This is a genomic window from Sphingomonas chungangi, assembly GCF_013778325.1.
GTDB lineage: Bacteria > Pseudomonadota > Alphaproteobacteria > Sphingomonadales > Sphingomonadaceae > Solisphingomonas > Solisphingomonas chungangi.
Window position 1 is genome coordinate 13492 of sequence record NZ_JACEIB010000023.1, and the last position, 14756, is coordinate 28247.

Consider the following 14756-nt stretch of genomic DNA (forward strand, 5'->3'; position numbering starts at 1 on the left):
TTCTTCCCGACCGGACGGACTTCTGGTCTGTCCGGTCGGGTCTGCTTTGCTGCTGCGACGAGGGGTTGCGCGCGCAACCCCAGTCACGCAGTCGCGTGCGGCTCGATGTGGTGGAGCTTGAGCATGGCCTGGTACATGCCGGCGGTCGCGGCACCGATGGCGACGTGATCGGTAAGCGGACGGGTGATCCGGAGCGTCAGGCCGCCATGGTTGTGGATGATGGCATGACCAATGATGGTGTCGTCCTCGCCGACGATGTCGGTCCGACGGTCGTCCGCCGCCGCGTCGCGGGCGAGGGTGGCTTCGACATCCTCGGTCGCGTCATGAGAGGTGATGACAGGCGCTGCTTCGGCCTCTGCGGGAGCAGCGCGCAGATCCGCCTGCTCGATCGCCGTCGCAGTGTCGACGGTTACCGCCGTAGGCGAGTCCTGCTGCATCGACGCAACGGGAGCCATCTTCTCGGATGCCGCTGCCAGCTCGATAGCTTCGTCCTCGCGGAGAGCTTCCGTCATCGCCGCGAACACCGCATCCGCGTCGAGCTTTTCCGGATACGCCCGGCCAAGCTCCGCGATGGCGATCTCGAGGCGGCGGCGCGCCTTGGCGACGCTCCAACTCGCCATGAAGGTCACCGCCGACCGTGCGCTGATCTCATGCCTGTCGGTGATGATGTCGAGCAGGGCCGGGGGCAGGGCGGTGACCTTGCGGGTACGCCCGATATTGGCGGGATCGAGGCCTAGCCGGCGGTGGATGGCCTTGTTCGAGCCGAAGGCCTCGAACAGCGCATCGAAATGCTCGGCCGTCTCCCACGCCGACCAAGCCCTGATGCGGACCTGCTCGCTGGTGATCAGCTCCCAGGCCTGCTCGTCGGAGCAGTCGTCGAGCATCAGCACCCAGAGGTCGGTGGGCGTCCCGTCCGCGTTGAGGACCGCGACGGCGCCGTGCCGGCAGGCGCCTTTGAGAAGCTCGATGGGCTGATCGGGGTTCGACGACGGACGGCCCACGGCGGCTTCGAGCTGGCCGCTCTCGCCGATCGACTTCGCGAGATCGGCGATGTGCGGGGCAGCACGCTGCAGGTCGCGGCGGTTGCCGGGGTGGATGCTGCACTGGCTAGGGTGGGCGACGATCAGGCGGGCGGTGGCGAGCAAATGGGTGCGTTCCGAAAGTTCTGGATCGTTGATCGTGGGTTTGGTAGAATCAGGCATCGGGAAATCCTCCTTTGAGAGGATTTCGTCCATAGGAGCCCGCTACAGCGGCCAGGCAAGGTCTCAAACCGCTTTAGAATTGCCGCATCCTGTCCCCCTGCTGGTCGCCTATCGACCACTTCTTGCCCTTGCGATCGAATTTCCCCGGTTCCAAAAGCCGGCATTCCCCTCGGCAAAAATGAGCACGAACGCGACCCGTGGGCTAGGACATAGCCGCATCTAGAATTCTGCTGACGGAAGGCGGTTAATGTTCGAAGCAGACATCGGTCGGTGTGTATTGCTTGCCGATCGCGAGGGCGAAATTGAGAGATGCATTGCGCTGCGCGAAGTCGGCGCCGGCGATATATGCGAAATGAAGCGGCTCTATATCCGCCTCAATGCACGCGGCTGGCAGATCGAGCACAAACCCGTCGAACGGCTGATTGAGGAAGCCCGAGTTGCAGGTTATCGCGAGATGAGGCTCGACGTGCAAAATAAATCTATCTCCGCGCGGAGACTCTACGTTGCCTTCAATTTTCGTTGCAGCGGAGTCGATTTCCTTCAATCTTGTTCCGGGCGCGTCTTTCCTCCACCTCCTCTTGTAGTTAAGGATCGAATTTCGGAGAGTCTCCTAAATCAATGCGAGAGCTCTATCGACGTCTATCGAGCGCGTTCCGTCCGGTCCGACCAGCCCGGTTCGCATAACATGCTCAACTATCTCGCTGGGTGTGAGTTCAGGCCGCAGGGCTAGCAGTTTTGCCGCAAGGCTCGTGACCTTTGCTGCTGCCACTGAAGTCCCCGAAAGCGTGAGGGGAACGCCGCCAGGGGCACAACTCATGATATCGCAACCCTCAGCGTATACCATCCTCGCGGCACCGTAATTAGTAAAGGTAGCCATGTTGCCCATTTGGTCCACCGCTCCAGCTACAATCACATTCGGAAGATCGAACGCGGCTGGGAAAAATTCGCTTTGCGCAATATTCAGGTCCGAATTACCGGCTGCAACGACGAACAAAACTTCGCTGCTGTCCGCCATCAACTGGTAGAGTTGATCTCTATCACACTCGAAAAGATGACGAGGAGCCATCTCCGGGACAGCCGATGTAGTCGCGCAGGCATAAAGTGACGGAGAGCGGTTCCAACTTACGTTGATAATCCGAGCACCACCATCGCGAAGGAAGCGTAATGACTCGCGATAAGGCGTTTATCCCCTTGACCCACGTTCGGCGTTCGGGCATATGCTGATGCATGAGCAAGAAGCCTTCCGCCGTTGTCGCCATGTCGGTTCGCGAGTTCTTCGCTCGCTTCCCTAACGACGACGCCTGCCTCGTTCACATCATGAACGTGCGCTTTGGCGGCACGACGATGGATTGCCCCGCGTGTGGCGTTGAAGGCGAGTTCCACAAGCTGCGCGATCGTCGCGTCTATGCCTGCCCGCATTGCCTGCATCAGATCGCGCCGACCGCGAACACCATCCTGCACGACACCCGCACGCCGCTCGTTTCGTGGTTCTATGCGATGTATCTGTTCGCCACCACGCGCCACGGTGTCAGCGGCAAGGAACTGCAGCGCCAGCTCGGCGTGACCTACAAGACGGCTTACCGGATCGGGATGCAAATCCGCACGCTGATGGGCAAGGCCGATTTCGACGGTCTGCTCTCGGGCCACGTGCAGGCGGACGAGGCTTATGTCGGTGGTCGCCGCTCTGGCGGCAAGCGCGGTCGTGGCGCCCCCGGCAAGACGATCGTGATGGGTATGCAGGAAGAGGGCGGCCCGCTCGTCACGCGCATCATTCCTGACGTGAAGAAGCCTACCCTGCGCGCAGTCGTGAACGAGAATGTCGAGAAAGGCTCTGTCGTCTCGACGGATGAACTGATGTCCTACGGCTTACTGGAAGGCGACGGCTACGTTCACGGCTCTGTGAAGCACGCCGCGAAAGAATGGAGCCGCTACGACTACCGGCAGGGCGTGACGCACTCCACCAACGCCGTGGAAGGCTTCTGGCGGCTGTTCAAGGCGTCGGTGCGCTCTACCCATGTCCAGATCAGCAGCAAGCACATGGCGCGCTATCTGGACGAATTCACTTTTCGCGCGAACCACCGCGAGCGGATGAACGCGATGTTCGATCTGATGGTCGCGGCGCTGTAGCCTTCGCGACTAATCGGTCGAACTCGGCTGGATCAGCTGGGCCAATGCCGTCTCGCTCGGCCTGCAGAATAAACTCTTCGAGCCGGTCGGAGGCGAGTGCCGCTGACAGCGATAATCGATCCACTATGCAGCCCCGGCTTTGTCGAAGCGAAGGCGGTTCGGGACGATTTGCAGGAGATCATCCTCCTCGTCTATCCGCAACATCCGCATGTCGCGAACGACCTCCCAAAACCACGGATAGCGATCGTTGACCTCCAGAACCGCCGCCGCGCACGTCATGGCCGTCGTGTTCTCATTGCCATAGAACACAGTACCCTGTTGGCGATGAAAGCCGTGGCTTTCCAGCACCCGAGCGATTTTGTGCCAAGCGCCATGACGCTCGGCGGCCTCTTTGTTCAGATCATATGCAATTGCGTACACGCGCCCTGTCTTTCGCAAAGGCCGATTACCCGTTCCACGTCGAGGATAGATCGGCGTTACGGACATAGGTTTCCCCTCGGAAAAGCGCGGATTTCGCACGATCCTATAGACGGAAACCAGATGATTTGCTAGTAGAGGGCCAAGGCGGGGAATATCCCCGCCCCGGCTCGCTACTCTAACAAAGCGGCTTGCCACATAGGGATACTCCTAGCTCGTGCTCCCGGCGGAGTGGGATAGGGTTGACCGAATCGGCTTCCTTGGCGGTGGTGCGCCTCGGTCGCCACGTCTGGGCTCCCGTTAGGGAGCCCATTCTGTTTGCGGGCTTCGCCCCGATATCGATAGCTCCTAGAAGGGGACATCTGAGTCGTCCCATGATGCCGCTCCGTTGGCGTCGCTCGGCGGCACTGCTTTGCTGGCCTGTTCCCCATACGTTGCGAACGGATCGTTATCAAAACGATCATCATAGCCTGCCGTACGCTCGCGCCAGTATTTTCCGTCGTCGGCGTGGACAATCCACGGTTGACCCTGGAATTGGTATTCCTTGCCCTTCATCCGCCAAACGGCCGTCCGAAATGCATCAAGGTTATCCGGCTCGGCGTGGACGAGATTGTACGCTTCAAACAGCGATGCAGGCGCAGTCGCGTTACTGCGACCAGCCGGCACAAAGCCGAGGATTTCGATCTGCCGCTTGCTCGCGTCTGCCGGCGCCGCTGGCGTCTCAGGGATCGCCGCCCCACTGATTTCGCTAACGAGCCTAAGAGCGGTTTGAACGTCGGCAACATCTTTACGCGCCGCCTCAAGCAGCTTTTCATAGCGCGCCACCTTACCCTCAGATTTGCCGAGGCGTTCGCGCAGACTCGCAAGGACATCTGTCATGGGCGTATGCCATATCACGGCGAACGCTGTTACGCCAGTGTCATGCCCGTTCGGTTGTGGATAACCTTCACTTGCGCACAGATGCCCGATGAGCATGATGGCGTGACTTCCGGGAGGGCATAATGATTGGGCTACTGGCGATGGCGGCATGAGCAAGCTTGGCGTTTGGTCGCGTCTCGCGATTGTGCTGTCCGCTATTTGGCTAGCTGGTGGTAGCGCGGGCCTATACCTGTGGACGGTGGGCGGCGACATGCATTTGGCCGAGCAGCACCGCGAGCTATGCGAAACGCTTAATCGCGAATATCCGCGCGCAAGGCAGGATTGCTGGAAGGACTATAACGAGGCGGTTGCAGAAGAACCGCGAGGGCAGATGTTCAAGCTCTCAGCGCTGCTCGTTGGCGGATCGCTTGCGCTCGCGTGGCTGATCTATGCGGCCATCTATTACACGGTGCGATGGGTGCTCGCTGGGCGGCGATCTAAGAGCCTTTAAGGTTAGCTTGATCGAAAGGTCATCCTACTGCAACGTGTGTGTAGGGGATAAACGCCCGCGATAAAGGTTCGCTTGTACGCGAAGGCGGTTAAGGTCGAAGGAGGCTTCCGTTGTGAAACGATGTTCCCACGTTACTCGCACCGAGAGAAGTTTAGCGAACGGATTTCCCTCGATGGCCACCCCGGCGAGGTGCGTGCCATGAATATAGTCGGCGATCAGTTCAAGCTCCTCGAGGAACGGCGTTACTTCCTCAGACTTTAATGACGCGATCTCTCGCCCAAATCTCTCCGAATATTCACTCCGGGTGCCTACACGTGTCTCGCCGAAGCCACGTACAAGATCGATCAACTCCGGGAGCTTGGATAATTGTTCCGGGTTGAGAAATGGCAACGCACCGTCGGTTGGTCGACCATCATGGTCCCAGGCGATGCTACTGCGCCCACCCGACGCGGCCATCTTAGTATCGAAGTGCTCCAAGTCGATACCGCTATCCCAAATCCCGATCACCACAGAGGAAAGATCACGCGCCCCATCAAGACTCCCGGAACTCGAACGCCGATTAGCATCTGTTGAAACGTTTTTGCTTCTGATTTCATCTTCCAAGACCTCTCTGAGGTCGTTCCGGAAATGCAGCATTACCTCCCTATAAAACCGCATTCGAATAAGGAAAGCAGCAGTTTCGTGGCCAAGAAGTCCACCGGACGAATGAAGTTCTTTGCAATTAGTCTCCACGAGTCCGTCGATGAAAGCTGGACTAAGAATCTCGAGATCGGCGCTCAGGCGTCGGATCTCGCTGCCGACCACCTCCCATGGAAGATCGGCGATTACACTCCCGAGATGCTCACACAGGACCGAGGGCAGGCCCCCGCACCGCATGGCTTGAACGATGCTATTTGTAGCGATGTGAGTTGTCAGCCTGACCGACGGCTTTTCAGAGAGGCTCCGCAGATGCGCGATATTTGCCTCGGCATCGTTAAATCGCCGTTCTAGCACATTTAAAAACAAAAGGGTTCCGTAGATGCTCTTTGCAGCCGAGGGTTCGAGCCGCTCGCCGCTTCCAGCAGCGCGCCAGAGGTTCTTCCGAACCTCATGACACAACTTAAAAAATTCGGTATTGGAGTCCATCAATTTCGCGGCGGGGCCGGATATTTCGTAACTGGCGTGTTGCAGGCTGGGAATCATGGCATTTCAGAGGCTTGATTTTCGAGAGCATCGGCTACGAGTTTATAGGCAAAACACTCTTGGTCCACCGGAATTCCCAGACGGTTGTTGAGCATGTGCATATAGTCGATCGCGACCAATCGGCAGCGGGTCAAGTCGGCGTCACGAGGCGCAGAATCGACTATCGCCTTTAATGTTTGGCGCAGATTCTCATGCCAAGCTTCCAGGACTCGTTCCATTCCGGCCCCGCCGGCAGGACTTGCGTCCCCTCCATAGGCTTGGCGGACGATTAGGGCGACTTGGGGACGCAGTTCTGCTGGATTTGGGAATCCACGCGCTGCGAAGGTGTCTGTATGCCCAGAATTCATATCTGGGAATGCCCGTTCGAGGAGTGCGCTCGCTTTCCTAAATGTTTTGACTGTCGTCTCGGTGTCGGATTGCAAGCCTCGCGCGGTAGCAGCACTCAGAGAGAGAGCGATTGTTAGCTTGGCATCCATGTCATCGAGCGTTTGCCCGAGGATGAACATCGCTAGGTCAGACGAAAATCGGAAGTGATGTTCGGTCGCAACTCTCGCCGCCTGCCATGAGCCGTAGCGGATCGCCTCGTACACGTATCGCCGTTCTTCGAATGTGTCGGGAGGGCGCAGGGGTTCGACCTCCTCATCCTCAATGGGGCTTCCACCCGCCGAACGACGACGTTTGGCTATGCGTTCATATTGCTCCGCAGTGATCGCCGCGCCCCCCGGCGTGTCGGCAAGGAAAGCCTTGACCGCCCGTCGGATAGTCTCGCTCGTTGCGGATGAGTCTAATTCAGCCTTCACCCGAAGCCGCACGTGAGGGCCGCCATTCCAATACCTCACAAAAAAGTATTCGCTGATGCGGCCGCCTGTGCGCAGTTCCTGGATTAGCGGCTTCACGCATCGCCAGAGAAGCACATCCTGGTCGCCATGATAAAATACGTGGAAGGCGAGCCACGAGCTTTCCACGGGGCTGGTCTCATCAGCGCGCATTGAGTTCGATCATATGTTCAACGGCATACGAACTTTCGCCAGCAGTGCGCGGTGTTTGCAGGTAGGTCGGATGTGCCTCGGTTATGGTAAGCGCGCCCTGATCGTGAGAGGCGAATCGCCGGAATAATCGGTGCGAGATAAGTCCGTCCCAATCGACGAAAAAGGGCTTATGGGCGCGGCGAAAGGACTGAGCGGGAAGATCGCTCTTGAGGTAATCGTGCGTGCGCATCGGCGTTACATACACATGGCGTGGAAACCCCATATCGCCAGCCCATCGTCGCAAACGCAGATAGAATTCGAACTCATTTTCGCCAGCGCCGTAACGCGGGACCATCTCCGATGGAACGCACCATGTCTCCCGTGAGATCACGACCCCTTCGTCGACGACTCGGCCGTAGTGACGAACTTCTTTCGCATCAGAGTCCGCAAGAGCCTCGAAGTAGTCGATGACAGACCAGTCGGGTGCGAATGCAGGCCCAAAACATTTCAGGAATCTATAGAATGGCGGAAGATGCAGTGTACCAAGAGTGCCGAGATGGATGGGGGAAATCCTCCTACCCGTTGACTTCCGGGTCAAAACGACCTTGGAGCCACCCTGAGCGTCTATTTTAGCTGAAAGGTCACTCCAATCGATTAAACCTCTTGCGTGAGGTTCGATGGGCTCTCCCGGGTAAGCGAGGGCCGATGGAAATAACCTGGGTCTGATTAGGCCATCGAAAGCGAAGGTTCCGATCAGATCGACGGGTTCAGCATCGCCGACCAGGCTTGGCAGCCAGGTTCCGAGTGTTTGGTATAACCATTGCTGTGCTGGCGCCTCGCCCTCAGCGGCATAGTGCGCTACAGGCATCCCGCTCCCTGGCAGCACCTTATTTAGTACGAACTGTTGCTGGCCGTTATCCCGGTCGTTTGGACCAAGTTGGCCGGCGAACGTGACGCAAAGCGGCAATCCGAGCGGCAGGAGCGACGGGCGCTGGAATTCAGCCCAGAAGGAGGATGGCAGTTCGGCGAGGCTCTGTCCGTAGCATTGAGCCCGCATCGCTCGCATCAATGTGGTCCGAAGTTTAGCGACGCTCTGTTCCTCGTCCCCATCCTTACGTCGGCCCGCGAAAAGTTCTTCACCCGACAAGCCGTTATGTGGCGGAGCCTCACCGCAAAACGCTTCGAATAGCTCCAGGATGTTGGTGCACTCTCCCTGTACGCCAAAACGGCGAGCGAACGCGTGGTAAACTCTCGTCCTGATAGGGGCCTCCGCGTCAAACAGGGGCAGTATGGATGCAAGCCGGGAGAGCGCTGGCTTGAAGGAATCAAATGTCGCGAGGTCCAGATCGACAGTAGCCTTTCGAACCACATTGTGGCGCATCAGTATGGGGTCAAGGCCCTCAGGAGCCGCGGCATTGAGCGCGGCTAGCGTCGCCGATGCTGCTGCACCCACCGCTCCGATGAGCTGAGCCGACCGATCTACGGAACTCTCACCCGCTTGATCTACCAGCGGTTGTATCTGAGCGAGATTGTCTCCGGCTTCTCGATGCGCAACACTGGGAAGAGATCCCAAGTGTGTGGCAAGCCGATCGACCGCGCGAAAATCGTTAGCCGAGAAGTCGAGCCGAGGCACTAGAAGTCCACAGTCGAGCAGGCCATCGACCAATACTCGTGCCCGCGCCGGCGCCGCACCCGTTTGCCGGGCCAGTTCAAGGCACAAGTCGCGAGCTGTCATTCGCGGAACCCGTGGGACGTGGAGCAGATCGATCGCGAGACGAACGGGGGGCGTCTCCTTGAGGGTACGCAAAATCTCGCCTTCGTCCGCCCCATTCGACCCAGCGACACCCATCGAGTGGGCTAGGAAATGAATAAATCCACCGTCGCTATAACTCGCCTCACCTACCATGAGCGGGAGGTGCTCCCGGCAGTTTGGGGTGACGGTCAGGAGATTTGCTACTTTGCGAACGAACGCCGCGTTAAAGAACACGCGTGATCGCAGCGAGGCAGGAGCGCTCTCGGGTGCGATCGGGCTGCCCCCTCGCTGTGCATGATCAATCAAACGACCAATAGTGACACTAGTAAACGTGCTGAATGGACTAGTTTTCGTGGCTGCTCTAAAGAAATATGCGATGATCGCGGCTTCAACCTTTCTATCCAAATCGAGTGACTTCGCGATCGCCTGCTCAGCGCTATGGTACAATTTGGGCTGAGCGAAAAGAACGCCCCTACTTATATCGGTCGTATCCCACAAACGACTTAGATGCGCTCGAATATCCTCGAGATCATGCTTGATCGCCTGCTGGCCCTCTATTCGGTTAGAGGCGTAAACGCCCACGCTCCGATTCCAATGGCGCAAATCTGCGGGAAGCCGGAAATTCGCCGCGGTCGCGTCGATAAGTCCGATTGTGCCCTCGGTCACTGTCTTTAGGTTGTAAATGCGCCTCTTTGCTGTCAGCAGTGCGCGCCGGTACGCCGCATCTCCTTCGCCGGCGATCAGGCCATGTATGCGGTCACAGAGAGAGCGACGCTCGTGCAACAATTGGGCAAGGAGCGTATCGCAATTTCGCGCCGCCGCTAGAGTGCGTGCGGTCTGGAAACCCTGCAGATCATCAAAAGGTAGCCCGGCCGTGCGAACCATGGCAAACGGAGCAAAGCTGAATGCGATCGGCTCGGCTGCTCGGGCCCTCGCCTCGAGCGGCACGATCAGACGACCTCCGACGACCAGCGCTCGCCTAATGTCCGGCGTGTCGGAAGCGATAGATAGTAGTTGCCGTGGCGCGCGATCAGCTCGTCCGTGACCATTCTCTCGAGGAAGGCGGTAACCTTGTTATCTGGAACGCCCTCAGCGAAGTGGCCGATGTCAGACCGCGTACGGAGTCTTGAGCAGAACCGAAGAATGTCTGCCTGTTGAGCCTTTAAGGTATAGAAGCGGCACCCTCCCTTCGAAGGCCGGCGGTCACGTATACGGACGAAGCCAGGTCCGCGCGCGAACGTCAATGTCGATTTGCGAAATTGGGTGCCCCATGCAGTCGTGATGGCTTGCATCCTGGTAAGCGTGTCACGCGGAACGTCGTGACGAAACTGCTCTGATATGTCGGGAGGAGGAAGATTGCTTGCCGCAGCGCACGTCCGCAAAAGTTCGCGCCCGAAGAACGGGTCGCGCATCACGCGTGGCCAAGAAACTTGCCAACGTACGTCGATCCCAGCCTCGTAGAGCACGCGAACCGTCTCGAGCTGGCAAAGGTACTCTGGAGGCTCATGTTCAGCGTGCTCACCAGAACTGTCCAGCAAGTTAGCATTGATGACACCGCCACGGCCAAGAAGTGTTGCCAACTCTTCTGTGATGCCCGTTGGAACCGTGCATTGGAAGCGGAAGCCGAAATACGACTGGCTACGAACCTCCGCCATATCCAGGAAAAATGCTTCAGTTGCTGGTGCAAACGGATCGATCACTCCCAGCTCGAAATCGAGTTTTCTTTCCGTCTGGGCACGCTGAATCAGCGCGCCGGCATCGAGCGCTTGATCGACAATCGTAAGATGTACCATGAAGCCAGCCTCTCTTTCGATCTGAGCGAAGCTATCAGGCCGCGAACGAGGATCGAGCCCTCGCTCGAACCCCGTTCACTTCGATCTTGTCAGGAATCCGCACCTCTCGAGGCTGGTGGCAGCGGCTTTCAAGCAGAAGTGGGAGTGTCAAGAGCTCACGCGAGGGCGAGCGGTAGATCAGCCGAGCGCAAACCATCCGGTCCAGGAAGGCGCTCAAATCTGCAAGTGGTATTGATCTTTCAAATTCCCGGAGCACCTGCGCCTCGGTGTGAACCTCGTCGAGATAGCTAAATACATCTGCCCATGGGGCCTCCAAGATCGTCACCACAGCATCTGGCGCCCCACCCAGGGCCGACACTGTTAGCGTCCGTTTATCGGTGATCTCGACAAAACCTGGCCCGCGCCGCTGCAGAAGGGAGTCGGGCACGTACACATCCCGCCAGTTAGCGATGGCCTTCCAAAGTTCGAGCTGAAGCTCTTTCAACCGCTCGTTCGACGAACCCTGATGCGCGTAATCGAACGCAAATGCGAGCCTGTCATGATCAATGTCGGGGCTTGCGAAGACCTTCCCATAGTGATCCTTGGGGTGAATATCTGTGATTCCATATTTGTCCGGCACATTGTGGTACGGTGCGTATCGGTTCAATTGAACCGGAGTAAGTCCTCCCTCATGCAGCGGCAAGAAATGATGGAGGAATGGTATTGCCTCTAAGAGTTCTACATAGTCATCCTCGGTTTCTCCCGGAAAGCCGTAGAGCAAGTTCCAGGCTACGAAGATGTCACTTTCACCGAGCACTTTGAGGCACTGTATGGATCTCGCACCTGTCGTGCCCTTATCCATCAGTTTCAGTACGTGATCGCCAAAGCTCTCAACACCGGGTTGGACATAGGTGACTCCCCCGTTCCTGAATATCTGCGCGTTCTCACGTTTTAGGTTAGACTTCGTCTCGAAGAAAAAGGTAAAATCGTAACCCTCGGTTTCGCGCAAACGGTTCAGAACCGGTAGCAAATCCTGGAATGCCTTGTGGTTGATAATGCTATCGACCGCAAAAAACTCCGTGCGCTGATAGCGTCGGGCGAGCGTCAATATCTCATCGATGACTCGCTCAACGCTTTTCGTGCGATATTTGAGTTGGTCGTCATGCAAGCCGCAAAATGTACAGTGATGCTTGGCACCCCACCAGCATCCCCGTGACGTTTCGAACGGTATTGTCGGCTCTATCTCATACAACTCCTGCCGCTCCAGTTGCTCTAGAAATGGGAGGAAATCCGGGTAGGGAAGAGAGTCGAGATTGTAGAACTGCCCACCCGGTCCGCCGTCCTTCACCCGGCCGCGCTCATCCCTATAATGCAGACCAGGGAGGTCGAAGCTGCCGCAGCCTTGTTCGCGATACTGTTCGACGAACTGAGTGATGGTACCGTCGACCTCGCCTTCCAGCATGAAATCGATCTCGGGAAAACGCTCCATCATCTCGAGGCCCATCGGCCGAGTGGTGTTAGCACCCCCGAAAAGAGTTCGGATTTTCGGATAACGATCTTTTAGTCGCTTCGCGAGTGCGAGGGATGCGACCGACTGTTGCATCATCGTCGCAAAAGCGACGATATCATAATCCTCCCATCGGACTCCGTCGAAAACGATGTCCAGACATTCGCCGGCACGATCCACTATATCAACAACCGACTCCCGCGTCATCGCCGAGGGATCTGCAGCAAGTTCCAAGATGGCGCTGTGCAACTCATCGACCGCCTCATTCTTCGATTTTTCGAAGTAGTACGGCGAGAATGCCAACTCGCACATTGGGAGCTTCGGAAGCTCGCGATCAATGAATGGATCCGATCGCAAAAGCCGGGAGAATATGAGATTTGCGTACAGGATATCGCAGGGGATTCCGTCACGCAGAAGTATGCTTCTGATCAGCGCGGGGCCGAGGCCTGGAAAATCGGGTGGAGCCCAAGGCATAGTGACCATCAGCACCTTAGGTCCATCGGCCGGATCGGAAGCGAATAGTGGCGAGAGGATCATAGGAATTCTCCAAACACACTACGATCACCAACCTCGAGACGCCTTTGATCTTGATGCCAGAATAGCGCTGGTCAAAAGGAGGCGCCCATCATTCGGAGCGGCCATCGCGAGCATCCGTGCGGCGGACCTAATCAAACCTGCTTGAGGCGATCGAACCTGCTTGCGCGTTAGCTTGATTGCCTCAAGCAGCATTGAGCAATATTCATATCGTAGATTACATTCAGTATGATCAGGCGGTCACGATGATGATAATAGATATGAAACTCGCCTTTTCATCGTTCGTGCGGAGCTTCTTCTCCTCGGCAGTCGGGCGGAGGCGGACCTCCTTCACTTCCAAAGTATCGAAGTCCGCAAACGGATCGACACTTTCGATCGCGTTCGTCTTACTGTTCAGCATGGTAGTTCTCCAAGCTGGGTGATCACGCCACAACGACGGCGCACTTTAGATCATGTGTTGGGGGTGAAATCGAGTCAACATTAGAATGGTCTAATATGGGAGAAAATAACGAGCCGGGATTATTGCGTGGAAACACGGTTTAGCGATTCTCGATGCGCGTTCATGTAAACCATGGTAGGTATGTGGCGCTTCGAAGACGTGGCGCTTTGGCGGTGAAGCACGCAGGCCCAGAGCCCAATAATGGCGTGCCGCGACAGATCGAGGCCGGCGACTTCCGCGGCAGCAGGCATGGAGCAGGTGAACTATGAACGGAAGCGTTTCGGTTCTTCGTGGCGAGAGGAGTTCAAGGTGGAATCCGGCAATTTTGATAGCACCTTATGTCGTTGTGGTGCTGGGACGTTTTGCCATCCGCACTCCCTTGGCATCGGCACATTCCCTAGTGGCGATCCTTTTGTTCCTCTGGGTGATGTCGGAGGCCATGTTGATGGCGTTGATGTTTCGTTCGACGAAGCGGCCGGGGCCAGATGCTGTCATAGGCGCTTTTGCCGGAGCCATTTTCACAGTCTGGCTCTGCGCGCCTCCTGCCGCAGCGAACGCCTTAAAGGCTATGCCGTTCGTCGCCATCGGATTATCAGCGGTCGTAGCTTGTCACGTCGGTTGGGCGGCGCTTCGTGCAAGGCGAATCCTTGCTGGGTCTGAAGAAAATCTCCGGGAACGTTGGATTTCCGCCATATCTGAACTTCTGCCTCCACAGCTAGTACGCTTGGCGGCAGCCGAACTTTCCGTAATTCATATGGCTTTATTCCGATGGCGTGGGCCGGCCGATGTGCCGAAGGGAAGCCGTGGCTTCGCCTACCATAAACACCTTATACCTATGAGCGTCACATTACTGATTCTGTCTACAATAGAGATCGCGGTTTACCATCTCCTGCTCGGACATTGGAGCAGGATTGGTACCATAATTATGTTTATCCTCAGCGATGTTGGTTTTATTTATTTAGTCGGGCTAATAAAATCGTTCCGCTTTAAGCCGATCCTATTGACCCCCAATGGAATCCGTGTCCGTGCAGGTTTTCTTATCGATGAGTTGATACCTTACGAGGCCATTAAGGAGATAGGAACCAACTTCGGAGGGGACGAGATTCGGGACAAAGCGACCCTTAACGCAGCATTGCTTGCATGGCCGAACGTGCTCCTCCGCCTCGCTTCGCCGGTCGGCCGTAAATCGGTTCTGAAGGGTAAGCGATCGTTCACCGCCGTGGCGTTTCGGCTGGATGATCCGGAGCCGTTCATTCAAATTCTGCGTTGGCGACTCGCGACGTAACCTTTCAATCTCTGATGTCGCGTCATCAACCTATGGTCAGGACGCGCGGCTAAATCGGAAGGCCGCTTCGATTGCTGCGATCGACTAAACCGGACCGAGAACTTTCCGCCAGAGGTGGTGACGTGCGCCCCTGGAATGTGACCGATTTTGGGTAGAGTCCGACGCGAAGGAGTCGGACGGAATGAAGCGCAGCAGGTTCAG

At 57.1% G+C, this 14756-nt stretch carries 13 protein-coding genes and 1 pseudogene; 3 read left to right on the forward strand and 11 right to left on the reverse strand.

Features of this window, described 5'->3' with window-relative positions:
* Positions 1-83 precede the first annotated feature (83 nt).
* The 3 genes and pseudogenes from HZF05_RS13770 to HZF05_RS22435 form a co-directional block, all read right to left on the reverse strand.
* The gene (locus HZF05_RS13770; RefSeq protein WP_160366204.1) at positions 84-1202 is read right to left on the reverse strand and encodes a ParB/RepB/Spo0J family partition protein; all 1119 of its coding nucleotides are present in this window, start codon (positions 1200-1202) and stop codon (positions 84-86) included.
* A gap of 244 nt (positions 1203-1446) precedes the next feature.
* Positions 1447-1746 (reverse strand): hypothetical protein, encoded by a 300-nt coding sequence (locus HZF05_RS13775; RefSeq protein WP_160366205.1) that lies wholly within the window; start codon positions 1744-1746, stop codon positions 1447-1449.
* A 66-nt stretch (positions 1747-1812) separates the two neighbouring features.
* Positions 1813-2355 (reverse strand): annotated as a pseudogene (locus HZF05_RS22435) (S8 family serine peptidase); the annotation flags it as partial.
* Between the two features lie 74 nt (positions 2356-2429).
* Here HZF05_RS22435 and HZF05_RS13785 point away from each other — a divergent pair.
* Positions 2430-3329 (forward strand): IS1595 family transposase, encoded by a 900-nt coding sequence (locus HZF05_RS13785; RefSeq protein WP_160366206.1) that lies wholly within the window; start codon positions 2430-2432, stop codon positions 3327-3329.
* A 123-nt stretch (positions 3330-3452) separates the two neighbouring features.
* Here the strand turns inward: HZF05_RS13785 and HZF05_RS13790 are convergent, their stop codons facing one another.
* Positions 3453-3749, reverse strand: a complete 297-nt coding sequence (locus HZF05_RS13790; protein WP_160366207.1) for a virulence factor — start codon at positions 3747-3749, stop codon at positions 3453-3455.
* A 345-nt stretch (positions 3750-4094) separates the two neighbouring features.
* Entirely contained in the window at positions 4095-4721 is a 627-nt protein-coding gene (locus HZF05_RS13795; protein ID WP_160366208.1) for a hypothetical protein, read from the reverse strand.
* Positions 4722-4773: 52 nt separating this feature from the next.
* Here HZF05_RS13795 and HZF05_RS13800 point away from each other — a divergent pair, with 52 nt between their 5' ends.
* Positions 4774-5115, forward strand: coding sequence for a hypothetical protein (locus tag HZF05_RS13800; RefSeq protein ID WP_160366209.1), 342 nt, complete (start codon positions 4774-4776; stop codon positions 5113-5115).
* Between the two features lie 24 nt (positions 5116-5139).
* Here the strand turns inward: HZF05_RS13800 and HZF05_RS13805 are convergent, their stop codons facing one another.
* The 6 genes from HZF05_RS13805 to HZF05_RS13830 form a co-directional block, all read right to left on the reverse strand.
* Complete coding sequence (locus HZF05_RS13805) at positions 5140-6297, reverse strand: hypothetical protein (RefSeq protein ID WP_160366210.1); 1158 nt, start codon at positions 6295-6297, stop codon at positions 5140-5142.
* Positions 6294-7286 (reverse strand): lantibiotic dehydratase C-terminal domain-containing protein, encoded by a 993-nt coding sequence (locus HZF05_RS13810; protein WP_160366211.1) that lies wholly within the window; start codon positions 7284-7286, stop codon positions 6294-6296. Before HZF05_RS13810 ends, HZF05_RS13805 begins: the two co-directional genes overlap by 4 nt.
* The gene (locus HZF05_RS13815; protein ID WP_160366212.1) at positions 7276-9966 is read right to left on the reverse strand and encodes a lantibiotic dehydratase; all 2691 of its coding nucleotides are present in this window, start codon (positions 9964-9966) and stop codon (positions 7276-7278) included. Before HZF05_RS13815 ends, HZF05_RS13810 begins: the two co-directional genes overlap by 11 nt.
* A 2-nt stretch (positions 9967-9968) precedes the next feature.
* On the reverse strand, positions 9969-10811 hold the full coding sequence (locus HZF05_RS13820; protein ID WP_160366213.1) for a DUF5825 family protein: 843 nt from the start codon (positions 10809-10811) through the stop codon (positions 9969-9971).
* 34 nt (positions 10812-10845) lie between these two features.
* Positions 10846-12834 (reverse strand): RiPP maturation radical SAM C-methyltransferase, encoded by a 1989-nt coding sequence (locus HZF05_RS13825; protein WP_160366214.1) that lies wholly within the window; start codon positions 12832-12834, stop codon positions 10846-10848.
* A 229-nt stretch (positions 12835-13063) separates the two neighbouring features.
* A complete protein-coding gene (locus tag HZF05_RS13830) occupies positions 13064-13231 on the reverse strand; it encodes a hypothetical protein (protein WP_160366215.1) in 168 nt (55 codons plus the stop codon).
* 304 nt (positions 13232-13535) lie between these two features.
* On the opposite strand from HZF05_RS13830, the gene HZF05_RS13835 reads away from it, so the two are divergent.
* The gene (locus HZF05_RS13835) at positions 13536-14555 is read left to right on the forward strand and encodes a hypothetical protein (protein ID WP_246332005.1); all 1020 of its coding nucleotides are present in this window, start codon (positions 13536-13538) and stop codon (positions 14553-14555) included.
* Positions 14556-14756: the final 201 nt, after the last annotated feature.

Excerpts from the sequence above, each read along its gene's own strand:
- HZF05_RS13770 (WP_160366204.1), bottom strand. The coding sequence starts at position 1,202 with ATGCCTGATTCTACCAAACCCACGATCAACGATCCAGAACTTTCGGAA.
- HZF05_RS13785 (WP_160366206.1), top strand. The coding sequence starts at position 2,430 with ATGAGCAAGAAGCCTTCCGCCGTTGTCGCCATGTCGGTTCGCGAGTTC.
- HZF05_RS13795 (WP_160366208.1), bottom strand. The coding sequence starts at position 4,721 with ATGCTCATCGGGCATCTGTGCGCAAGTGAAGGTTATCCACAACCGAAC.
- HZF05_RS13800 (WP_160366209.1), top strand. The coding sequence starts at position 4,774 with ATGAGCAAGCTTGGCGTTTGGTCGCGTCTCGCGATTGTGCTGTCCGCT.
- HZF05_RS13805 (WP_160366210.1), bottom strand. The coding sequence starts at position 6,297 with ATGATTCCCAGCCTGCAACACGCCAGTTACGAAATATCCGGCCCCGCC.
- HZF05_RS13810 (WP_160366211.1), bottom strand. The coding sequence starts at position 7,286 with ATGCGCGCTGATGAGACCAGCCCCGTGGAAAGCTCGTGGCTCGCCTTC.
- HZF05_RS13820 (WP_160366213.1), bottom strand. The coding sequence starts at position 10,811 with ATGGTACATCTTACGATTGTCGATCAAGCGCTCGATGCCGGCGCGCTG.
- HZF05_RS13825 (WP_160366214.1), bottom strand. The coding sequence starts at position 12,834 with ATGATCCTCTCGCCACTATTCGCTTCCGATCCGGCCGATGGACCTAAG.
- HZF05_RS13830 (WP_160366215.1), bottom strand. The coding sequence starts at position 13,231 with ATGCTGAACAGTAAGACGAACGCGATCGAAAGTGTCGATCCGTTTGCG.
- HZF05_RS13835 (WP_246332005.1), top strand. The coding sequence starts at position 13,536 with ATGAACGGAAGCGTTTCGGTTCTTCGTGGCGAGAGGAGTTCAAGGTGG.